The sequence below is a fragment of the Blastococcus sp. SYSU D00669 genome (genome assembly GCF_054050715.1).
The window spans coordinates 1-20,951 of record NZ_JBJGZV010000014.1 but is presented as its reverse complement, the minus strand read 5'-3'; the positions used below and the strand labels follow the sequence as shown (position 1 = coordinate 20,951).

Genomic DNA, 20,951 nt, shown 5'->3' with positions numbered 1-20,951 from the left:
TCCGGTCAGAGCTTCTGGGCCTCGCGGATCACGTCCACGACCTGGCCCATGATGTCGGTCAGCCCGAAGTCCTTCGGCGTGAACACCCGCGCCACCCCCTGCTCGCGCAGCCGGCGGGCGTCGCTGTCGGGGATGATCCCGCCGACGACCACCGGGACGTCGTCCAGGCCGGCCTCGCGCAGGCCCTGCAGCACGGCGGGGACCACCTGCAGGTGCGAGCCGGAGAGCACCGAGAGGCCGACGACGTCGACGTCCTCCTCGACCGCCGCCGACACGATCTGCGCCGGGGTCAGCCGGATGCCCTGGTAGACCACCTCGAAGCCGGCGTCGCGGGCGCGGACGGCGATCTGCTCGGCACCGTTGGAGTGCCCGTCGAGGCCCGGCTTGCCCACCAGGAAGCGCAGCCGGCCGCCCAGCTCCTCGCCGGTGGCCCGCACCCGCTCGCGCACCGACGCCAGCGACTCGTCGGCCTCGCCGCCGCCGGTCGCCGCCGCGACCCCGGTGGGTGCCCGGTACTCGCCGAACACCTCGCGCAGCACGCCGGCCCACTCCCCCGTCGTCACCCCGGCGCGGGCGCACTCGAGGGTCGCGTCCATGAGGTTCTCCGACGTCCCGGCGACCTCGCGCAGCCGCGCCAAGGCCCGCTCCACCGGCGCGGGGTCGCGCTCGGAGCGCCACTTCCGCACCGACTCGCAGGCGGCCGCCTCGACCGCCGGGTCGACGGTCTGGATGGCGGTGTCGAGGTCGGCCAGCAGCGGGTTGGGCTCGGTCGACTCGAACCTGTTCACGCCGACGACGACGTCCTCGCCGCTCTCCATGCGCCGCCGCCGCTCGGCCAGCGAGGCCACCAGCTGCCCCTTCATGTAGCCGCTCTCGACCGCGGCGACCGCGCCGCCCATCTCCTGCACCCGCGCGATCTCCTCGCGGGCACCTTCGACCAGCTCGGCGACCTTCCGCTCCACCACGACCGAGCCGGTGAACAGGTCGTCGTACTCGAGCAGGTCGGTCTCGTAGGCGAGCACCTGCTGCAGCCGCAGCGACCACTGCTGGTCCCACGGGCGCGGCAGGCCCAGCGCCTCGTTCCACGCCGGCAGCTGCACGGCGCGGGCGCGGGCGTCCCTGGACAGCGTGACCGCGAGCATCTCCAGCACGATCCGCTGGACGTTGTTCTCCGGCTGCGCCTCGGTCAGCCCCAGCGAGTTGACCTGGACGCCGTAGCGGAACCGGCGGTGCTTGGGGTCCTCGACGCCGTAGCGCTCCGCCGTCAGCTCGTCCCAGAGCTGGGTGAAGGCGCGCATCTTGCACATCTCCTCGACGAAGCGGACGCCCGCGTTGACGAAGAAGGAGATGCGCGCGACCACCTCGCCGAAGCGCTCCTGCGGCACCTGCCCGGAGTCGCGCACCGAGTCGAGGACGGCGATCGCCGTCGACAGGGCGTAGGCGACCTCCTGCACCGGCGTCGCGCCGGCCTCCTGCAGGTGGTAGCTGCAGATGTTGATCGGGTTCCACCTGGGCATGGCCGTGACCGTGTAGGCGACCATGTCGGTGATCAGCCGCATCGAGGGCCCGGGCGGGAACACGTACGTCCCGCGCGACAGGTACTCCTTGATGATGTCGTTCTGCGTCGTCCCGGCCAGCTTCGAGACGTCGTGCCCGTGCTCCTCGGCCACCACCTGGTAGAGCGCGAGCAGCCACATCGCCGTCGCGTTGATGGTCATCGACGTGTTCATCTCGTCGAGCGGGATGCCGTCGAAGAGCGTCCGCATGTCGGCCAGCGAGGTGACCGGGACGCCGACCTTGCCCACCTCGCCGGCGGCCAGCTCGTCGTCGGGGTCGTAGCCGGTCTGCGTGGGCAGGTCGAAGGCGACGGACAGCCCGGTCTGGCCCTTGGCCAGGTTGCGCCGGTACAGCGCGTTGGACTCCGCGGGCGAGGAGTGGCCGGCGTAGGTGCGCATCACCCAGGGCCGGTCGCGCTCCTTCGGCGTTGAAGGGAACGGCATGGCGGGAGTCTAGGGGCGGTTACCGGCCAGTAGCAGCCCCGGACGGGACAGCGTGACCGGTGGCACACTCGGCGGGAGGACGGCCGAGCCGAGGAGGTCCCGGGTGCCGATCGAGGCGGGCAGCCTGCACTTCCTGGTGGGGCCGGTCATCGCGATCGCGGTCGTGGTGCTGCTCGGCCTGTTCCTCCGCTGGGCGTCGACCGGTTCCGGTTCCGCGCGGCCCCGCCCCAGCGCGACCGACGACGGCCTGCTCACCAAGGTGGCCACGCTGTCGCGGCGGGAGTCGGCGCTGGCGCTGCGGGCGGTGCTCTCCGACGCCGGCATCCGCTCGACGATCCGCTTCCCTGAGGCCCACCGCGCCGTGGTGCTCGTTTTCCCCGAGGACGCCGACCGGGCCCGCGCGCTGGCCGCCTCGTTCCCGTCGACGGACTAGCCTCAGAAGTCCCGCTGGATGCGCTCGATCTCGACGCCGAGCCCGCGCAGCTGCTGGACGAAGTCCGGGTAGCCGCGGTCGACGTGGTGCACCTCCTGCACCTCGGTGACGCCGTCGGAGACCAGGCCGGCCAGCACCAGCCCGGCCCCGGCCCGGATGTCGGTGGCCACGACCGGCGCGCTGGAGAGCCGTTCCCGGCCCCGCACGACGGCGTGGTGGCCGTCGGTCCGCACCGAGGCGCCGAGCCGGACCAGCTCGTTGACGAACATGAACCGGCCCTCGAACACGTTCTCGGTGATCAGCGCCGTACCGGTCGAGACCGCGGCCAGCGCCACGGCCATCGGCTGCAGGTCGGTCGGGAAGCCCGGGTAGGGCAGCGTGACGACGTCGACGCCGCGCGGCCGCTCGTCCATGGCGACCCGGACGCCGTCGGGCAGCGCCTCGACGTGCGCCCCGGCGGTACGCAGCTTGTCCAGCGCGACGGTCAGGTGGTCGGCCACGGCGCGCTCGATGACGACGTCCCCGCGGGTCATGACGGCGCCGATCGCCCACGTGCCGGCGACGATGCGGTCGGGCACCGTCGAGTAGGTCACCGGCGACAGCGACGCCACGCCCTCGACGGTGATGGTCGAGGTGCCGGCGCCGTCGAGCTTGGCGCCCATGAGCGCCAGCATCGAGCACAGGTCGACGATCTCGGGCTCGCGGGCGGCGTTGTCGATGACCGTCGTCCCCTCGGCCAGGACGGCGGCCATGACCAGGTTCTCGGTGGCGCCGACCGAGGGGAAGTCCAGCCAGATCGACGTCCCGGTGAGCGACGGCGCGCTGGCCACCAGGAAGCCGTGCTCGCTGGTGATGGTGGCGCCGAGCCTCTCCAGCCCGGAGATGTGCATGTCCAGGCCGCGGGAGCCGATCGCGTCGCCGCCGGGCAGCGCCACCCGGGCGCTGCCGCACCGGGCGACCAGCGGGCCCAGGACGCTGATCGACGCGCGCATCCGCCGGACCAGGTCGTAGTCGGTCTCGGTCGACGGGGCCTCGGGGACGTCGATGGTCACCCGGCCGCCCCCGCCGCTGCCCGGCGTGCGCTCGTAGGAGACGCCGCAGCCGAGCCGGCGCAGCACCTCGCTCATGATCGCGACGTCGAGGATGTCGGGCACCTCGTCGAGGACGGTCGTGCCGGGCGCCAGCAGCGCGGCGGCCATGAGCTTGAGGGCGCTGTTCTTCGCGCCCGTGACCCGGACCCGCCCGCGCAGGGCCGTCCCCCCGGTCACCTGGAAGCACTCCACCGGTCCACCCTACGGTGGGCACACGCAGGACTACGCTCGCGGCCGTGACGGTCCGGCTCACCCGCATCTACACGAAGACCGGCGACGCCGGCCAGACGCACCTCGGCGACATGAGCCGGGTGGCCAAGACCGACCCGCGGCTGGTCGCCTACGCCGACGTCGACGAGGCCAACAGCGTGCTCGGCGTGGCCCTCGCCCTGGGCTCCCCGCCGGCCGGGGTCGCCGAGCTGCTCAGCAGCATCCAGAACGACCTGTTCGACGTCGGGGCCGACCTCTCCACGCCGATCACGCCCGACCCGGAGTTCCCGCCGCTGCGGATCACGGCGGCCTACACCGAGCGGCTCGAGGCGGCCTGCGACACCCACAACGCCGCGCTGCCGAAGCTGAACAGCTTCATCCTGCCCGGCGGCACCCCGGCGGCCGCGCTGCTGCACCAGGCGCGGGTGGTGGTGCGGCGGGCCGAGCGCAGCGTCTGGGCGCTGCTGGCCGTCGACGCCGAGCGCACCAACCCCGAGACGGCGCGCTACCTCAACCGGCTGTCGGACCTGCTGTTCATCCTCGCCCGGGTGGCCAACCCCGACGGCGACGTGCTGTGGGAGCCCGGCGCGCACAGCGGCGTGCACGCCCAGCGGGCCGCCAAGGCGACCGAGTAGGTCACCTGACCCCCGGCGCGGACTCCACCCAGGACAGGAAGCCGGTCAGCGTCGAGGGCTCCATGGCGAGCTCCTGCGGTCCGACGTCGGTCCGGCAGGTGAGGACGACGACGTCCGTGGGGAGCGCGACGTCGTCCGCGGTCACCCGCCGGCGTCCCTCGACGGTCAGCGTGGCGCGCGGCAGCCGGCGCTGCGGGCGCACCGCCAGCGACAGCGCGCGGTACCAGAGCAGGCTGTCGTCGCCGAACCACGCGACGCCGACCGACCAGCGCGCGGAGTGCGCCGGGCGCAGCCACATGGTGACCGCACCCAGCCCGGTGAGCAGGAAGCGGCGGCGCAGGAGGAACGCGACGACGACCGCGACCACCAGCACTCCCGCCAGGACGAGCAGAACAGTGGTCACGGCACGTCCTGCGGCATCCGGGGGGAGCGGGAGCGGACCGGGTCAGACGTCCTGACCGGCGGCCCGCAGCCGGCCGATCGCGCGGCGGGCGGCGGCGACCGACTCGGGGTCGTCCTCGTCCTGCGCCCGGCGCAACGCCTCGCGGGCGCGCTCGACGTCGATGTCGCCGGAGAGCTCGGCGGTCTCGGCGAGGATGGAGACGCCCTTGTCGGTCACCGACAGGAAGCCGCCGTGCGCGGCGACGACGACGTCCTCACCGGACTCGGTGCGGATGGTCACCACGCCGCCCTCGGCCAGCTGCCCGAGCAGCGGGGCGTGCCCCGGCAGGACGCCCAGCTCGCCCTCGGTGGTGCGGGCGATCACCATGCGGGCCTCGCCCGACCAGAGCCTGCGCTCGACGGCCACCAACTCGACCTGCAGGGTCGCCACGACACTCCTCGGGGTCCACCGACGATGGCGGTACGGGTCGCCGGCCCGGGAGGCGCGACGACGAGTCCTGCTCACTGTAGCGGCGCGTCGTCGACCGGCCGCGCGCAGGCTGCTGCGCTCAGGCGGCGCGGCGGTACAGGATGGTCCAGCGGCCGACCCGCACCCAGGGGTGGCGCACCGTGGACGCGGGGGCCCACTCGTCGAGCGCGTACCGGGCCTCGTCGAGGGATTCCCACGGCGCGTAGGCGGGCCAGCTCCAGCCGGCGCCGGCGTCGATGGTCCTCGTGTCCTGCGGTTCCACTGTCGTCTCCCACGGTGCCCACGGGCTGGGCGCCACCACAGAGGATGCTCGGCAGCCCGGCCGGGCGGAAGGAGTTTTCCCACGATGCATCACCCGGCCGGGTGACGGCCCTCCCGGGAACGCCGGCGGCCGGGCCCCGTGAGGGGACCCGGCCGCCGGAACGTCCTGGAACGGCCCCCTGCAGGGCCCCGCCGCGAGCTCGCGAGCGGCGGGGCGCAGGGGGTCCTTCGTCAGCCGCGCTTGAGCTTCTCCGCGTTGCGCTCGAGGTCCTCGAGGCCACCGCACATGAAGAAGGCCTGCTCCGGCACGTGGTCGTAGTTGCCCTCGGTGAGCGCCTTGAACGCCTCGAGGGTCTCCGACAGCGGGACGAAGGAGCCCGGCTGACCGGTGAAGGCCTCGGCCACGAACATGTTCTGCGAGAGGAAGCGCTCGATGCGCCGCGCCCGCTGGACGGTGACCTTGTCCTCCTCACCGAGCTCGTCGATGCCGAGGATCGCGATGATGTCCTGCAGCTCGACGTAGCGCTGCAGGATGCGCTGCACCTCGCGGGCGACGTTGTAGTGCTCCTGCCCGATGTACTGCGGGTCGAGGATCCGGCTGGTGGAGTCCAGCGGGTCCACGGCCGGGTAGATGCCCTTCTCGGAGATGGGCCGGGAGAGCACGGTCGTCGCGTCGAGGTGGGCGAACGTGGTGTGCGGCGCCGGGTCGGTGATGTCGTCGGCGGGCACGTAGATCGCCTGCATCGAGGTGATGGAATGGCCGCGGGTCGAGGTGATCCGCTCCTGCAGCTCGCCCATCTCGTCGGCCAGCGTGGGCTGGTAGCCCACGGCCGACGGCATGCGGCCGAGCAGCGTCGACACCTCCGAGCCGGCCTGGGTGAACCGGAAGATGTTGTCGATGAAGAGCAGCACGTCCTGGTTCTGCTCGTCGCGGAAGTACTCCGCCATCGTCAGCGCCGACAGCGCCACCCGCAGCCGGGTGCCCGGCGGCTCGTCCATCTGGCCGAAGACCAGCGCGGTCGACTCGATGACGCCGGACTCGGTCATCTCCGTGATGAGGTCGTTGCCCTCGCGGGTGCGCTCGCCGACGCCGGCGAACACCGACACACCACCGAACTCCTGGGCGACCCGGCGGATCATCTCCTGGATGAGCACCGTCTTGCCCACGCCGGCACCGCCGAACAGGCCGATCTTCCCACCGGCCACGTACGGCGTGAGCAGGTCGATGACCTTGATGCCGGTCTCCAGCATCTCGGTGCGGCCCTCGAGCTGGTCGAAGCGCGGCGCGTGCCGGTGGATCTCCCAGTGCGGGGCGTCCTCGCCGTAGCCCGGCTGGTCCAGGCAGTCGCCGAGGGCGTTGAACACGTGGCCCTTGGTCACGTCGCCGACCGGCACCGAGATGGCCGAGCCGGTGTCGGTGACCGGGGCGCCGCGGACCAGGCCGTCGGTGGGCTGCATCGAGATGGTGCGGACCACGTTGTCACCCAGGTGCTGGGCGACCTCGAGGGTCAGCGTCTTGCCCAGGTCGGCCAGGGTGACGTCGACCTTCAGGGCGTTGAACAGGTCGGGCATCGCGTCGCGCGGGAACTCGACGTCGACGACCGGCCCGGTGACCCGCACGACCCGGCCGGTGGCGCCCTGGGTCTGCGAGGTGGTCGAGCGGTCCTCGGTGACGGTCATCTGTACTGCTCTCCTGCCCTGCGGCTGTCTGGTGCGGTTCGGATGGGGTCAGTCGTCGGCGCCGGCCGACACGAGGGCGTCGGCACCGCCGACGATCTCGCTGATCTCCTGGGTGATCTCGGCCTGGCGGGCCTGGTTGGCCTGCCGCGAGAGGTTCTTCGCCAGCTCCTCGGCGTTGTCCGACGCCGACTTCATCGCCCGGCGCCGCGACGCCGACTCCGAGGCGGCCGCCTCGAGCATCGCCGCGTAGATCCGGGTGGTGACGTACTTCGGCAGCAGCGCGTCGAGCAGCGACTCGGCCGAGGGCTCGAACTCGTAGGACGTCGGCACACCGGAGTCCCCGGTGCGCCCCGCCTCGCGGTCCTCGCGCTCGTAGTCGAACTCCTCGACCTCCTCGACCTCCAGCGGGGCCATCCGCTTGGCGACCGGGACCTGGCTGAGCAGCGACCGGAACTCGGTGTAGACGATGTGCAGCTCGTCGACGCCGAGCACGCCGTCGGCGCCGGCACCGCCGTCCTCGTCGTCCTCACCGGCGGTGAACGCGTCGATGAGGACGCGCCCGACCTCCTGGGCGTTGACGTAGCCGGGCTGCTCGGAGAAGCCGGTGAACGACTGCTCGAACGGCCGGTTGCGGAAGGAGTAGTAGGTCTCCCCCTTCCGGCCGACGACGTAGAGCACCGGCTCCTTGCCCTCCTGCCGCAGGAGGGACAGCAGCTCCTCGGTGCGGCGCAGGACGTTGACGTTGTACGAGCCGGCGAACCCGCGGTCGGAGGTGATCACCAGGACGCCGGCGCGGCGCGCGTTCTGCCGCTCGGTGAGCAGCGGGTGGTCCAGCGAGGCGGAGGACGCCAGCGCCGACAGCACCCGGGTGATCTCCCGGGCGTAGGGCTTGGACGCCTCCACCCGCGCCTGCGCACGCACGATGCGGGCACCGGCGATCAGCTCCTGCGCCGAGAAGATCTTCTTCGTCGACTGCGTGGAGCGGATGCGGCGCCGCAGCGCGCGGAGGGAACCGGCCACGTCAGGCGCTCCGCTTGACCTGGACGCGCTCCTGGCCGCGCTCCGACGCGTCCATGGCCTCGGCCTCGGGCTCGTTGATCCGCAGCGTGCCGCCCTCGGAGGTCTGGTACTGGCCGTAGAAGGAGTCGACGGCGCGCTCCAGGGTCGAGACCGCGTCGTCGCCGAGCTGCTTGGAGGTGCGGATCTCGTCGTAGACGCCGCCGTGGTTGCGGGCGAGGAAGTCGAGGAACTCGCTCTCGAACCGGCGCACCTCGCTGACCGGCACCTTGTCGAGCTTGCCGGTGGTGCCCAGCCAGATCGAGACGACCTCGCGCTCGACCGGGTACGGCGAGTACTGGCCCTGCTTGAGCAGCTCGACCAGGCGCTGGCCGCGGTCCAGGGTGGCCCGGCTGGAGGCGTCGAGGTCGGAGGAGAACGAGGCGAACGCCTCGAGCTCGCGGTACTGCGCGAGGTCCAGCCGCAGGCGGCCGGCCACCGAGCGCATCGCCTTGATCTGCGCCGAACCGCCGACCCGCGACACCGAGATGCCGACGTTGATGGCCGGGCGGACACCGGAGTTGAACAGACCGGTCTCGAGGAAGATCTGGCCGTCGGTGATCGAGATGACGTTGGTCGGGATGTACGCCGACACGTCGTTGCCCTTGGTCTCGATCAGCGGCAGGCCGGTCATCGAGCCCGCGCCCAGGTCGTCGGAGAGCTTGGCGCAGCGCTCCAGCAGCCGGGAGTGGAGGTAGAAGACGTCGCCGGGGTAGGCCTCGCGGCCCGGCGGGCGGCGCAGCAGCAGCGACACCGCGCGGTAGGCCTCGGCCTGCTTGGTCAGGTCGTCGAAGACGATCAGGACGTGCTTGCCCTCGTACATCCAGTGCTGGCCGATGGCCGAGCCGGTGTAGGGGGCGATGTACTTGAAGCCGGCGGCCTCCGAGGCGGGGGCGGCGACGATCGTCGTGTACTCCATCGCGCCGGCGTCCTCGAGCGCCGCGCGGATGCCGGCGATCGTGGAGCCCTTCTGCCCGACGGCGACGTAGATGCAGCGCACCTGCTGCGCCGGGTCGCCGGTGGCCCAGGCCTCCTTCTGGTTGATGATCGTGTCGACGACGATCGCGGTCTTGCCGGTCTGCCGGTCGCCGATGACCAGCTGGCGCTGCCCGCGGCCGATCGGCGTCATGGCGTCGATGGCCTTGATGCCGGTCTGCAGCGGCTCCTTGACCGACTGCCGCTGCACCACCGTGGGGGCCTGCAGCTCGAGGGCGCGGCGGCCGGAGGTCTCCACCGGGCCGGCGCCGTCGATCGGGTTGCCCAGCGGGTCGACGACCCGGCCGAGGTACCCGTCGCCGACCGGCACGGAGAGCACCTCGCCGGTGCGGCGGACCTGCTGGCCCTCCTCGATCCCGGCGAAGTCGCCGAGGACGACGACGCCGATCTCGCGGGTGTCGAGGTTCAGCGCCAGGCCGCGGACGCCGCTCTCGAACTCGAGCAGCTCGTTGGTCATGACCGACGGCAGGCCCTCGACGCGGGCGATGCCGTCACCGGCCTCGGTGACGATCCCGACCTCCTCGCGGGAGACGTCGGGGGCGTACTCGGTGACGTAGCTCTGGATGGCGCTGCGGATCTCGTCCGCGGAGATGGTGAGCTCGGCCATGGCGGCGTCCTCTTCCCTGCTTTTCGTCGTTCTGGAGGCTTGTGGTGTCGGGGGCCGGTCAGCCGACCAGTCGCCGGCCCGCGGTCTCGAGGCGGTGGACGATGCTGCCGTCGATGACCTCGTCACCGACGCGGATGACCAGGCCGCCGAGGACCTCGGGGTCGACGGTGACCTGCAGCCCGATCGCCCGCCCGTAGAGGCGGCCGAGGATCTGGCTGAGCCGCTGCTCCTGCGTCGCCGTCAGCGCGACGGCCGACGTGACGTACGCGATCGACTGACCCCGTCGGGCGCTGGCCGCTTCCGACAGCCGCTCGATCGCGGTCTCCGCCTGGCCGACGTGCCCGGCGGTCAGGACGTTGCGCAGCAGCTGGGCGGTGACCGGGCTGACCCGGTTCGCCAGCAGCCGGTCGAGCAGCTCGGCACGGCCCTTCGCCGACGCGGCGTGGTCGTTGAGCAGGCGGGACAGCTCGGCGTCGCCGCCGACGATCCGGGCGAACCGGAACAGGTCGTCCTCCACGCTGTCGAGCTCGCCACGCGTCTCGGCCGCCGACAGCGAGGCGTCGGTGCCGAGGGCCTCGAGCGCCTCGGCCAGGTCGAGCGGACGCGACCAGCGCTGCCGGGCGACGCCCTCGAGCAGGTCGACGGTGCGGCCGGAGACCTTGCCGTCGAACAGCCGCCGGGCCAGACCGGCCCGGTCGTCCGGCCGGGCGCTCGGGTCGGACAGCGCACGGCGCAGCGTCGGCTGCTGGTCGAGGACCCGGGCGACGGCGAACAGCTCGTCGCCGAGCTGGAGCAGCTCGGCGTCGGTGGCCGCGCGCGGGCTGCCCGAGACCTTCTCGCGCGCCTTCTCGAGCAGGCCCGAGGCACCCCGGGTCCGCTCGGTGAGCAGCTCGCGGACGGCGGCGAGCGCCTCCCGGCTGGAGGCCTCCATCAGCGGCCGCCGTCCCGGGCGGCGACGGTGCTGCCGCCCCGGCCGTCGGACGCCGCCGTCATGCCGTCGAGCTGGTCGAGGAAGCGGTCGACGGTGCCCCGCCGGCGCGCCTCGTCGGCGAGCGACTCGCCGACCACCCGGCCGGCGAGCTCGACGGCCAGGGCGCCGAGCTGACCGCGCAGCTCGTTCACCACGGCCTGGCGGTTGGCCGCGAGCTGCTCCTCGCCGCGGGCGACGATGCGCGCCGACTCCTCCTGCGCCTGGGCCCGCAGCTCCTCGATGATCTGCTGGCCCTCGGCGCGGGCCGCGTCGCGGATCTGCGCCGCCTCGGTGCGCGCCTCGGCGAGCTGGGCGCGGTACTGCTCCAGCGCCGCCTTGGCCTCGGCCTGCATGCTCTCGGCCCGCTCGATCCCGCCCTCGATCGCCTCGCGGCGGGCCCGGAAGACCTGCTCGAAGCGCGGCGCGACGAACTTGAACAGCACCAGCAGCACGATGCCGAACGCGATCAGCCCGATGATGATCTCGCCGACCGGCGGGAGCAGCGGGTTGTGTTCCTCCGCAGCGAGGATGCTCATGCTCTCAGTGTCCCTGTCTGGAGTGGACGCCCGTACCTGGAGGTACGGGTCAGATGCCGAAGACGAAGGGGACGACGAAGCCGATCAGGGCGAGCGCCTCGGAGAGGGCGAAGCCGAGGAAGGCGTAGGTACGCGTGAGGCCGGCCGACTCGGGCTGACGGGCGGTCGCCTGGATGTAGGCGGCCCAGACGATGCCCACGCCGATGCCCGGGCCGATGGCGGCGAGGCCGTAGCCGACCGAGCCGATGCTGCCGGTCAGTTCCGCGAGAACGTCCATTGCGGGGTGTTCCTCCTGTGTCGTCGCCCAGGGAGTCCGGGCGGCTGGCGGGGGTCGTGCGGTGGTGCGGTTCGGGGGTGCGCTGGCTCAGTGCTCGGCTTCGATCGACCCGTTCAGGTACGTGCCCATCAGGACCGTGAAGACGTAGGCCTGCAGGAAGATGACCAGCAGCTCGAAGAAGGTCATGACGATCGCCATCAGCGCCGAGACAGGGCCGAAGATGAACGAGAAGTTGTCGCGGCTGAAGAGGTAGACCGCGCCGAGGGAGAAGACGACCAGCAGCATGTGGCCGGCGAACATGTTCGCGAAGAGCCGGACCGCGAGGGTGAACGGCCGCACGATGAAGTTCTGCAGGATCTCGATCGGCGTGACCAGGATGTACATCGGCTTGGGCACGCCGGGCAGGAACAGGATGTCCTTGAAGTAGCGGCCGGCGCCCTGCTCCCGGATCCCGATGTAGATGTAGAGGACCCAGCAGATCGCGGCCAGCACCAGCGGGAACGCGAACTTCGACATCGGCGAGATCTGCGCGAACGGGATGATCGACAGCATGTTGTTCGCGAGGATGAAGAAGAACAACGAGGCCAGGAACGGCGCGAACGGCAGGCCCTTCGGCCCGACGACGTCGCGGGCGATCCCGTCGCGGACCAGCGAGTAGCCGCTCTCCCCGACGAACTGCAGCTTGCTCGGGACGATCGACGGCTTGCGCACCGTCGCGACGAGGAAGAGCAGCATCGCGATCGTGGCGATCCACAGCCAGACGGTGATCCGCGTGACCTCGAACGGGATGCCGAGCAGCGTGAACGAGAACAGGGGCTCCGGGTAGAACTCCTCGATACCGGGGGCCTGGAAGCCGTCGCCGCCACCGCCCTCGGCGGCGGCGAGCACGTTCCCTAGCGCGAGGGCGCTCGAGGTCACCGTTGTCCCTTCTGCGTCCTGGGCCGGCTCCGTCGTCCGCCCGGGGTCTTGCCCTGCCCGCTCCCGTCGGTCGGGGGCAGGCCTCCGTACCTGGCCACCACCAGGTAGATGGCGACCGAGATGCCGAGGAGGATCCCGACCGGGACGAACACCTTGGTGTCCAGCCACCGGTCGAGCAACCAGCCGACCCCGCCCCACACGGCCATCCCGGAGATCAGCGTCCCGATGACGGCGTAGCCGGTCTCGGCACCACTGCCCTGCCCGGGCGTGACCGCAGGTCGAGGCCGGGGCTCCCCACGAGGGGGAAGGTCCTCGGCCATCGCGGCCGACAGTATCAGCCGGGGATCAGGCGCTCCGTCCCAGCCCGGGAGCCGGCGTCGTCAGTCACCCGTCCGGGGCGGTGCGGGCGGTGGCACGTAGTAGATCTGCCGCGTCCAGACCCAGCGCAGCTGCACGCCGCTCCAGAGCAGCGCCCCCACGATCACGCTCCAGGCGAGGGCGAGCCGGTCGAGCCAGCCCTCCTCCGGCAGCGCGTTGAGCACGCCGAAGAGCACGACCGCCTTGACGAAGAACATGCCGAGCGCGGCCGGCAGCGTGAAGGAGTCGTTGATCCGCCCCGCCCACGCCACCACCAGGCCGGACGCGCAGAAGAACGCCGTGACGACGACGGCCCCGGCCAGCACGCCGACGGCGTCGTCCCACCCGGCGAGCAGCCCCACGACGGGTGCGGCCACCGCGGTGACGGCGGCGGCGACGAGGGCGCCCACCCGGAGGAACGACAGGTCCCACGGGGCGTCGGACCGGGCGGCGGGGGTGGTCACGGGACCACCTGCCGCACGCCGGGCGTCCGCGGTTCCTGCTCGGGAGGGGCGGCCGGCAGCGGCGGCTGCACGGCGGCGGCCCGCGCCGCCCGGGCGGTCGGGTGGTCGGCGCGGCTGCGCTCCTTCTGCGCCAGCAGCTCGGCGGCGCGCGCCTCGCGGGCGGCCCGGCGGGCCCGGGGGCTGAGCACGACGACGACGCCGACGACCAGCAGGACGCCGATGGCCACCAGCAGCTCGGCGCGGCCGCCGGTGATCGACAGCGTCACCGCGCCGAACGACAGGAGCGCGGCCCAGAAGTACATGACCAGCACCGCGCGGCGGTGCGAGTGGCCGATCGAGAGCAGCCGGTGGTGCAGGTGCATCTTGTCCGGCGAGAACGGCGACTTGCCCCGCAGGCTCCGGCGGACCACGGCCATGACCAGGTCGACGAACGGGATGAGCAGGATCGCGATCGGCACGAGCAGCGGCAGGGTCAGCGGCAGCAGGCTGGCCGCGGAGTCGAACGACTGGGGGTCCACCCCCCCGGTCGCCGTCACCGCCGCCGCCGAGAGCATCAGGCCGACCAGCATCGAGCCGGAGTCGCCCATGAAGATGCGGGCCGGGCTGAAGTTGTGCGGCAGGAAGCCCAGGCAGGCACCGGCCAGCGTCGCGGTGATGAGCGCCGGGGCGCTCGCGACGTCGTCGTAGCCGACGAGGCCGAGGTTGTAGCTGTAGGCGAAGAAAGCCAGCGCCGCGATCGCCGAGACCCCGGCGGCCAGCCCGTCGAGGCCGTCGATGAAGTTCAGCGCGTTCACCGTGAGGACGGTGAGCAGGATCGTCAGCGGCACCCCGACGTCGGGGCCGAGCGACAGGGTGCCGATGTCCGCGACGGGCAGGAACACGAAGGCCAGCTGCACGCCGAGCAGCACCATGACGCCGGCCGCGGCGATCTGGCCGGTGAGCTTCGTCAGGGCGTCCAGGCCGAACTTGTCGTCGAGCACGCCGAGCAGGCAGATCAGGCCGCCGGCGGCGAGCACCGCGGCGGTCTGCGAGTCGTCGAAGGTGCGCTGCAGCGCCGGCAGGCGGGTGGCCACGAGCACGGCCGCCGCGACGCCGAAGTACATGGCCACGCCGCCGCCGCGCGGGGTGGGGATGACGTGCACGTCCCGCTCGCGCGGGGCGGCCATCATCCGCAGCCGGATCGCCACCATCCGCACCACCGGCGTGGCCAGGAAGGTGACCAGGCCGGCGGTGAGCAGGACGACGGCGTACTCGCGCATGGGCGGCGGCGGTCAGCCGGCGTGCTGCGGCTCGGGGTAGGCCGGGTGGGCCGAGACGAGCTCGCGGACGGCGGTGGCCACCTCGGTGGTGCGGCTGCCCTCGGCGTCGCGGATCGCCGTCCCGATGAGCGAGGCGATCTCCTTCATGTCCGTCTCGGTCATGCCCTGGGTGGTGACCGCCGGGCTGCCGACGCGGATGCCGGAGGCGACCGACGCCGGCTGCGGGTCGAACGGGATGGCGTTCTTGTTCAGCACGATGCCGGCGGCGTCGCAGCGGGCCTCGGCGTCGGCGCCGGTCACGCCCGTCTCGCGCAGGTCGAGGAGGGCGAGGTGGGTGTCGGTGCCGCCGGCGACCGGGCGCAGGCCCTCGGCGGCCAGACCCTCGGTCAGCGCCTGCGCGTTGGCGATGACCTGGCGGGCGTAGGCCTGGTACTCCGGCTGCAGGCACTCCTTGAGGTTCACCGCCTTGGCGGCGACGGCGTGCATGAGCGGGCCGCCCTGCATCATCGGGAACGCGGCCTTGTCGATCGCCTTGGCGTGCTCCTCCTTGCAGACGATCGCGCCGCCGCGCGGGCCGCGCAGCACCTTGTGCGTGGTGAAGGTGACGACGTCGGCGTAGGGCACCGGGCTCGGGATGGCCTTGCCGGCGACCAGGCCGATGAAGTGCGCGGCGTCGACCATCATGACCGCGCCGACCTCGTCGCAGATCTCGCGGAAGGCGGCGAAGTCGATCAGCCGCGGGATCGCGGAGCCACCGCAGATGATCATCTTCGGCCGGTGCTCGCGTGCCAGGTCGCGGACCTGGTCGTAGTCGATGTGCTCGGTCTCGGGGTGCACGCCGTACTGGACGGCGTCGAACCACTTGCCCGAGAACGACACCTTGGCGCCGTGCGTGAGGTGCCCGCCGTGCGGCAGCGCCATCGCCAGCAGGGTGTCCCCGGGCTTGAGGAAGGCGCCGTAGGCGGCCAGGTTGGCGTTGGCGCCGGAGTGCGGCTGGAGGTTGGCGTGGTCGGCGCCGAAGAGCTCCTTGGCGCGGGCGATGCCGATCTCCTCGGCCCGGTCGACGACCTCGCAGCCGCCGTAGTAGCGGCGGCCGGGGTAGCCCTCGGCGTACTTGTTCGACAACGTGCTGCCCAGCGCGGCGAGCACCGCCGGGCTGGTGAAGTTCTCGCTGGCGATGAGCTGCAGGCCGCCGCGGAGGCGGTCGAGCTCGTCGACGACCACGCCGGCGATGTCGGGATCGAAGTCGGCCAGGGCGTCGAAGTCCGGGCCCCAGTAGGGGGTGCTCATCGCGGCGCGCTCCAGAGGCGTCGGGCGGGGGGCTGTCGCACCACGGTATCGCCCGGACCTGGAACGGAGTGGATCCGTGCCGGTCCCCCGCGTGGTGACGGATTGGAACGGCTCCCCTGCAGGGCCCCGCGCCGAGCCTGCGGGGCGTGGGGGGCAGGCTCGTCCTTCTTCAATCGGTGATGTCGGGCACGACCTCGCGCAGGCGCTCCACCAGGATGGCGCCGACCCGCAGCACGCGCGGGGTCGGCGCGGTGCAGTCGACGATCGTGCTCGCCGCCGAGCCGGCCCGCGGTCCGCCGTCCAGGACGACGGCGGCGTGCTCGCCGAGCTGGTCGACCGCCTCCTGCGCGGTCGTCGCGGCCGGGCGGCCGGAGCGGTTGGCGCTGGACACCGCCAGCGGGCCGGTGCGCCGCAGCAGGTCGCGGGCGACGTCGTCGTCGGGCAGACGGACGGCGACCGTGCCCTCCGCGTCGCCGAGGTCCCACGCGAGCGACGGCGCGTGCTCCACGACGAGGGTCAGCCCGCCGGGCCAGAACGCCTGCGCCAGCTCGTTCGCCACGGGCGGCAGGTGCAGCACCAGCCCCGACAGGGTGGAAGCCTCACCGACCAGCACCGGCACCGGCATGGCCCGGCCGCGGTTCTTCGCCGCCAGCAGGCCGGTGACGGCCCCGGGGCTGAACGCGTCGGCGGCCACGCCGTAGACGGTGTCGGTGGGCAGCAGGACCAGCTTCCCGTCGGCGATCGCGGCGGCCGCGGCGTCGAGGCCGGCAGCCCGGGCGTCGGGATCGGAGCAGTCGAAGACGTCGGCCACGACCGACGATCCTGCCGCACCTGCGCTGCGGTCCCGTGCGGTGGGCGGCGCTCGCGGTCGCCGGGCTGCTGGTGCTGCCCGGCTGCGGCGGGGTGCCCGACGTGCTCCTGCCGCCGCGCGGTGGTGGCTTCGACCACCAGCTCGGCGGCGCCGACCCGACCGCGGCCGGCGTCGGCATCGTCGTCCGCGACCGGGAGGATCCGGCCGACCCGGCGCTCTACTCGGTCTGCCACGTCAACGCCTTCCGGACGCAACCGGGCGACACCTCGATCCCCGGGGAGCTGCTGCTCCGCGACGCCGACGGCGACGCGGTCGAGGACCCGGCCTGGCCCGGGGAGTTCCTCCTCGACATCTCCACCGAGGACCACCGGGAGGCGCTGCTGCAGGTGGTCGGCGGGTGGATCGACGGCTGCGCCGCCGCCGAGCTCGCGGACGACGACCTCGGGTTCGACTTCGCCATCACCGAGGACTGCGCGGCGTTCGACGAGTGCGACCTGTACGCCGCGGCCTACGACGTCGTGCTGGACGTCGGGTACGGGCCCTGCGACGCCGCCCCGGAGCAGGTGCGGGTGCTGCGCCGCGACCTCGCGCTGACCACGCCCGGCACGCCGGGCTACGTGTTCGAGGAGTGCGGCTCCTGAGCGCCCGGCTCAGCCGTCGCCCTCGTCGCCGTCGTCCCCTCCCTCGTCGCCGTTCCCGTTCCCGTTGCCGTTGCCGTTGCCGTTCCCGTTGCCGTTCCCGTTGCCGTTGCCGTTCCCGTTGCCGTTCCCGTTGCCGTTCCCGTTGCCGTTGCCGTTGCCGTTGCCCTCGTCGCCGGCGGGCGGCGCCGGTACGGGCGGGACGGCGTAGGACACCCGCACCGCGTCGCCGGGCGCGAGCGTGCCGGTCGGCTCGACCGCCGTGACCTGCCCGGCGGCGACGTCGGCGGTCTCCACGGGGACGAGCTCCACCGCCAGCCCGCGGCCGATCAGGTCCGCCTGGACCTCCGATACGGGCCGGCCCAGGAACTCCTCGGCGGCGACCTCGATCCCTGCCGGGCTCGACGCCGGGCTCGACGTCGTGCTCGTGGGGGCCTCCCCGGCGTCGGTCGGCGCGGAGCGGCCGGCGAGCACGACGACCACGACGGCGACGGCGATCGCGGCGAGCGCACCCAGCAGGAGCGGGACGACGCGCCGCCGGCGGGCGGGTGCGGCGGCCGGCGGCGTCCCGGGCGAGGTCGCCGGCACCGAGGCGACCGGCAGCACCAGCGTGGGCGCCGGCCCCACCGGGCTGGTCGGCGCACCGGCGACCAGCCGGTCCACCGCGTCGCGCACCGCGGCGCCGTCCGGGAACCTCTCGGCCGGGTCCTTGGCCATGGCCCGCTCGACGAGCGCGCGGACGGCCGGCGGCACGTCGGCCGGCAGCGGCGGCGGCTCCTCGCGGATGTGCTTGACCGCGACCTGGACCGCGTTGTCGCCGTCGAAGGCGCGCCGCCCGGCCAGGCACTCCCACGCGACCACACCGAGGGAGTAGACGTCGCTGGCGGCGCTGACCGGCGCACCGGAGGCCTGTTCCGGCGAGAGGTAGTGCGCGGTACCGAGCACCTGGCCGGTCGCCGTGACCGGCACGCCGGCCGCGGACCGGGCAATCCCGAAGTCGGTGACCTTCACGACGCCGTCCCGCCGGACGAGCAGGTTGGCCGGCTTGACGTCGCGGTGCACGAGGCCGGCGGCGTGCGCCGCGGCGAGGCCGTCCGCGGTCTGGCGGACCAGGTCGAGGGTCCGCTGGACGCCGGGCCGCGGCTGCCGGGCGAGCAGCGCGGCGAGCGACTCCCCCTCGACCAGCTCCATGACGAGGTAGGCCAGCGGCGCGCCGCCCGTGGCGGAGCGCGTCTCGCCGTAGTCGAAGACCGCGGCGATGTGCGGGTGGGTGAGGACGGCGGCGTGCTGCGCCTCGGCCCGGAACCGGGCCAGGAAGGAGGCGTCGGCGGCCATGTCGTCACGCAGCAGCTTGACGGCGACCGGGCGGTCGAGGAGCGTGTCGCGGCCGCGCCACACCTGGCCCATCCCGCCACCGGCGATCAGGGCGTGCAGCTCGTAGCGACCGGCGAGCAGCCGGGTTCCCGCTTCCATGCCCACCTCCTGAGGTCGTTGGGTGCCACCGGGGCGTGCGCGCCATGCACGGGACGCCCGGACGGGTGAGGGCGCTCAGCCGCGCCGCGCGGTCGTGTACCGCGGCCGGCCGGTCAGGTCGGCGTGGTCCTCGACGTCGGTCCAGCCGCCGTGCGCCCGCACCAGCGCCGGGAGCGCGCCGCCCTGCTGGTCGGCGTGCTCGATGCCCAGCCACCCGCCGGGCCGCAGCAGGCGCGCCGCGGTGACCAGCAGGCCGCGGACGACGTCGAGCCCGTCGGGCCCGCCCCACAGCGCCAGCGGCGGGTCGTGGTCGGCGACCTCGCGGGGCACGCGGGCGCCGTCGGGGACGTACGGCGGGTTGGACACCACCAGGTCGACCCTGCCGTCGAGGTCGGTGAGCAGGGTGGGGTCGGTCATGTCGCCGGCCAGCACCTCGACCGTCGAGCCGGAAGCGTTCGTCCGGGTCCACTCGATGGCGACCGGGTCGCGCTCGACGGCGACCACCCGGGCGCCGGGGTGCTCGTGGGCGATCGACAGGGCGATCGCGCCGGATCCGGCGCCGAGGTCGACGACCACGGGTGCGGCCGCCCCGGCCAGCCGCTCCAGCGCCCAGCCCACCAGCGCCTCGGTCTCGGGCCGGGGCACGAAGACGCCGGGGCCCACGGCCAGCTCGAGGTGGCGGAACGGCGCCCGCCCGGTGAGGTGCTGCAGCGGCACTCGGTCGGCCCGCTGCTCGAGGAGGGCGGCGAACCGGGCGGCGACGTCGTCCGGGATCTCGTCGAGGGTGAGCAGCCCGGTGCGCGTGGTGCCCACCGCGAAGGCGAGCAGCAGCTCGGCGTCGACGCGCGGCGAGGCGACGCCGGCCTCGTCCAGGCGCCGGGCGGCGTCCCCGAGCAGCGTGCGGGCCTTCAGGAGCCGGCCGCCAGCAGCTCGGCGGTGTGCGCGCGGTCGAGCGCGTCGATGACGGCGTCGAGGTCGCCGTCGAGCACCTGGTCGAGGTTGTAGGCCTTGTAGCCGACGCGGTGGTCGGAGATCCGGTTCTCCGGGAAGTTGTAGGTGCGCACCCGCTCGCTGCGGTCGACCGTGCGCACCTGGCTGCGCCGCTGGTCGCTGGCCGCGGCGGCGGCCTCCTCGCGGGCGGCGGCGAGCAGCCGGGAGCGCAGGATGCGCAGCGCCGACTCGCGGTTCTGCAGCTGGCTCTTCTCGTTCTGGCAGCTGACCACGATGCCGGTGGGCAGGTGGGTGATCCGGACGGCGGAGTCGGTGGTGTTCACGCTCTGCCCGCCCGGGCCCGAGGAGCGGAAGACGTCGATGCGCAGGTCGTTCGGGTCCACGGTGACGTCGACGTCCTCGGCCTCGGGCAGCACCAGCACGCCGGCGGCGGAGGTGTGGATCCGGCCCTGCGACTCGGTGACCGGCACCCGCTGCACGCGGTGGACGCCGCCCTCGAACTTCAGCCGCGACCAGATGCCCTCGTCGCCGCGGGCCTTGATCGCCACGCTCACGTCCTTGTAGCCGCCCAGCTCGGCGTCGACGGCGTCGATCACCTCGGCCGACCAGCCGCGCCGCTCGGCGTAGCGCAGGTACATGCGCAGCAGGTCGCCGGCGAACAGGGCCGACTCGGCGCCGCCCTCCCCCGCCTTGACTTCGAGGATGACGTCCTTGTCGTCGTCGGGGTCCTTGGGCAGCAGCTGCTCGCGCAGGCGGTCGGACAGCTCGTCGATGCGGCCCTCCAGCGCGGTCGCCTCGGCCGCGAAGGAGGCGTCCTCGGCCGCCAGCTCGCGGGCGGCGGAGAGGTCGTCGCGGGCGCTGTCCAGGGCGCGGGCCGTCTCGACGACCGGCGCGAGCTGGGCGTAGCGACGGCCCAGGCGGCGGGCGCGGGACTGGTCGGCGTGCACGGCCGGGTCGGCGAGCTCGGCCTCCAGCGAGGCGTGCTCGGCGAGCAGCCCGGCCAGCCGGTCGGTGCCGGCCTCGGTGCCGGAGGTCACTGGTGGCTCACCTCACTACCGCTTTCGGCGCCGAAAGCGGAGATGTCGCGGGGGCCGCGTTCGGGGCCGAAAGCGACAGGGGGGGACAATGGAACGGCGCCCGGCCCCACCCCCCCGGGGGGGGGCCCGG

Annotated in this window: 23 protein-coding genes; 3 read left to right on the top strand and 20 right to left on the bottom strand. The window is 73.3% G+C overall.

The window, feature by feature from the left end:
- Window positions 1-5 precede the first annotated feature (5 nt).
- A complete protein-coding gene (locus ACI8AF_RS11835) occupies window positions 6-2,000 on the bottom strand; it encodes a protein meaA (protein ID WP_456539902.1) in 1,995 nt (664 codons plus the stop codon).
- A gap of 103 nt (window positions 2,001-2,103) precedes the next feature.
- Here ACI8AF_RS11835 and ACI8AF_RS11830 point away from each other — a divergent pair, with 103 nt between their 5' ends.
- A complete protein-coding gene (locus ACI8AF_RS11830; protein ID WP_456539901.1) occupies window positions 2,104-2,433 on the top strand; it encodes a hypothetical protein in 330 nt (109 codons plus the stop codon).
- A gap of 2 nt (window positions 2,434-2,435) precedes the next feature.
- Here ACI8AF_RS11830 and murA read toward each other — a convergent pair whose 3' ends face one another.
- Window positions 2,436-3,716, bottom strand: coding sequence for a UDP-N-acetylglucosamine 1-carboxyvinyltransferase (gene murA / locus ACI8AF_RS11825; RefSeq protein WP_456539900.1), 1,281 nt, complete (start codon window positions 3,714-3,716; stop codon window positions 2,436-2,438).
- A gap of 44 nt (window positions 3,717-3,760) precedes the next feature.
- Here murA and ACI8AF_RS11820 point away from each other — a divergent pair, with 44 nt between their 5' ends.
- A complete protein-coding gene (locus ACI8AF_RS11820) occupies window positions 3,761-4,369 on the top strand; it encodes a cob(I)yrinic acid a,c-diamide adenosyltransferase (RefSeq protein ID WP_456539899.1) in 609 nt (202 codons plus the stop codon).
- A 1-nt stretch (window position 4,370) separates the two neighbouring features.
- Here ACI8AF_RS11820 and ACI8AF_RS11815 read toward each other — a convergent pair whose 3' ends face one another.
- From ACI8AF_RS11815 to ACI8AF_RS11745, 15 genes are all read right to left on the bottom strand, one after another.
- A complete protein-coding gene (locus ACI8AF_RS11815) occupies window positions 4,371-4,772 on the bottom strand; it encodes a DUF2550 domain-containing protein (protein ID WP_456539898.1) in 402 nt (133 codons plus the stop codon).
- A 42-nt stretch (window positions 4,773-4,814) separates the two neighbouring features.
- The gene (locus ACI8AF_RS11810; protein ID WP_456539897.1) at window positions 4,815-5,201 is read right to left on the bottom strand and encodes a F0F1 ATP synthase subunit epsilon; all 387 of its coding nucleotides are present in this window, start codon (window positions 5,199-5,201) and stop codon (window positions 4,815-4,817) included.
- A gap of 118 nt (window positions 5,202-5,319) precedes the next feature.
- Entirely contained in the window at window positions 5,320-5,502 is a 183-nt protein-coding gene (locus tag ACI8AF_RS11805) for a hypothetical protein (RefSeq protein ID WP_456539896.1), read from the bottom strand.
- A 230-nt stretch (window positions 5,503-5,732) separates the two neighbouring features.
- Complete coding sequence (gene atpD / locus ACI8AF_RS11800) at window positions 5,733-7,181, bottom strand: F0F1 ATP synthase subunit beta (protein ID WP_456539895.1); 1,449 nt, start codon at window positions 7,179-7,181, stop codon at window positions 5,733-5,735.
- 48 nt (window positions 7,182-7,229) lie between these two features.
- On the bottom strand, window positions 7,230-8,201 hold the full coding sequence (locus ACI8AF_RS11795; RefSeq protein WP_456539894.1) for a F0F1 ATP synthase subunit gamma: 972 nt from the start codon (window positions 8,199-8,201) through the stop codon (window positions 7,230-7,232).
- A 1-nt stretch (window position 8,202) separates the two neighbouring features.
- A complete protein-coding gene (gene atpA / locus ACI8AF_RS11790; RefSeq protein WP_456539893.1) occupies window positions 8,203-9,840 on the bottom strand; it encodes a F0F1 ATP synthase subunit alpha in 1,638 nt (545 codons plus the stop codon).
- A gap of 58 nt (window positions 9,841-9,898) precedes the next feature.
- The gene (locus tag ACI8AF_RS11785) at window positions 9,899-10,771 is read right to left on the bottom strand and encodes a F0F1 ATP synthase subunit delta (RefSeq protein WP_456539892.1); all 873 of its coding nucleotides are present in this window, start codon (window positions 10,769-10,771) and stop codon (window positions 9,899-9,901) included.
- Complete coding sequence (locus ACI8AF_RS11780) at window positions 10,771-11,346, bottom strand: F0F1 ATP synthase subunit B (RefSeq protein ID WP_456539891.1); 576 nt, start codon at window positions 11,344-11,346, stop codon at window positions 10,771-10,773. Before ACI8AF_RS11780 ends, ACI8AF_RS11785 begins: the two co-directional genes overlap by 1 nt.
- 49 nt (window positions 11,347-11,395) lie before the next feature.
- The gene (gene atpE, locus ACI8AF_RS11775; RefSeq protein WP_135139887.1) at window positions 11,396-11,623 is read right to left on the bottom strand and encodes an ATP synthase F0 subunit C; all 228 of its coding nucleotides are present in this window, start codon (window positions 11,621-11,623) and stop codon (window positions 11,396-11,398) included.
- 87 nt (window positions 11,624-11,710) lie between these two features.
- Window positions 11,711-12,541: a F0F1 ATP synthase subunit A gene (atpB, locus tag ACI8AF_RS11770; protein ID WP_456539890.1), complete on the bottom strand. Its 831-nt coding sequence runs from the start codon at window positions 12,539-12,541 to the stop codon at window positions 11,711-11,713.
- Window positions 12,538-12,861 carry an AtpZ/AtpI family protein gene (locus tag ACI8AF_RS11765; protein ID WP_456539889.1) on the bottom strand — a complete coding sequence of 108 codons (324 nt, stop codon included), beginning with the start codon at window positions 12,859-12,861 and terminating at the stop codon, window positions 12,538-12,540. Before ACI8AF_RS11765 ends, atpB begins: the two co-directional genes overlap by 4 nt.
- Before the next feature lie 60 nt (window positions 12,862-12,921).
- The gene (locus tag ACI8AF_RS11760) at window positions 12,922-13,362 is read right to left on the bottom strand and encodes a hypothetical protein (RefSeq protein ID WP_456539888.1); all 441 of its coding nucleotides are present in this window, start codon (window positions 13,360-13,362) and stop codon (window positions 12,922-12,924) included.
- On the bottom strand, window positions 13,359-14,621 hold the full coding sequence (locus ACI8AF_RS11755) for a glycosyltransferase family 4 protein (protein ID WP_456539887.1): 1,263 nt from the start codon (window positions 14,619-14,621) through the stop codon (window positions 13,359-13,361). The genes ACI8AF_RS11760 and ACI8AF_RS11755 overlap by 4 nt, the downstream gene beginning before the upstream one ends.
- Before the next feature lie 12 nt (window positions 14,622-14,633).
- A complete protein-coding gene (locus ACI8AF_RS11750) occupies window positions 14,634-15,911 on the bottom strand; it encodes a serine hydroxymethyltransferase (RefSeq protein ID WP_456539886.1) in 1,278 nt (425 codons plus the stop codon).
- A 169-nt stretch (window positions 15,912-16,080) separates the two neighbouring features.
- Window positions 16,081-16,722 (bottom strand): L-threonylcarbamoyladenylate synthase, encoded by a 642-nt coding sequence (locus ACI8AF_RS11745; protein WP_456539885.1) that lies wholly within the window; start codon window positions 16,720-16,722, stop codon window positions 16,081-16,083.
- Between the two features lie 35 nt (window positions 16,723-16,757).
- On the opposite strand from ACI8AF_RS11745, the gene ACI8AF_RS11740 reads away from it, so the two are divergent.
- The gene (locus tag ACI8AF_RS11740) at window positions 16,758-17,363 is read left to right on the top strand and encodes an endo alpha-1,4 polygalactosaminidase (protein ID WP_456539884.1); all 606 of its coding nucleotides are present in this window, start codon (window positions 16,758-16,760) and stop codon (window positions 17,361-17,363) included.
- Between the two features lie 9 nt (window positions 17,364-17,372).
- Here ACI8AF_RS11740 and ACI8AF_RS11735 read toward each other — a convergent pair whose 3' ends face one another.
- The 3 genes from ACI8AF_RS11735 to prfA all read right to left on the bottom strand — a co-directional run bounded on the left by ACI8AF_RS11735 (window position 17,373) and on the right by prfA (window position 20,821).
- Entirely contained in the window at window positions 17,373-18,833 is a 1,461-nt protein-coding gene (locus ACI8AF_RS11735; protein ID WP_456539883.1) for a protein kinase domain-containing protein, read from the bottom strand.
- A gap of 75 nt (window positions 18,834-18,908) precedes the next feature.
- Window positions 18,909-19,730 (bottom strand): peptide chain release factor N(5)-glutamine methyltransferase, encoded by an 822-nt coding sequence (gene prmC, locus ACI8AF_RS11730; RefSeq protein WP_456539980.1) that lies wholly within the window; start codon window positions 19,728-19,730, stop codon window positions 18,909-18,911.
- An 11-nt stretch (window positions 19,731-19,741) separates the two neighbouring features.
- Window positions 19,742-20,821, bottom strand: a complete 1,080-nt coding sequence (gene prfA / locus ACI8AF_RS11725; protein ID WP_456539882.1) for a peptide chain release factor 1 — start codon at window positions 20,819-20,821, stop codon at window positions 19,742-19,744.
- Between the last annotated feature and the right edge of the window lie 130 nt (window positions 20,822-20,951).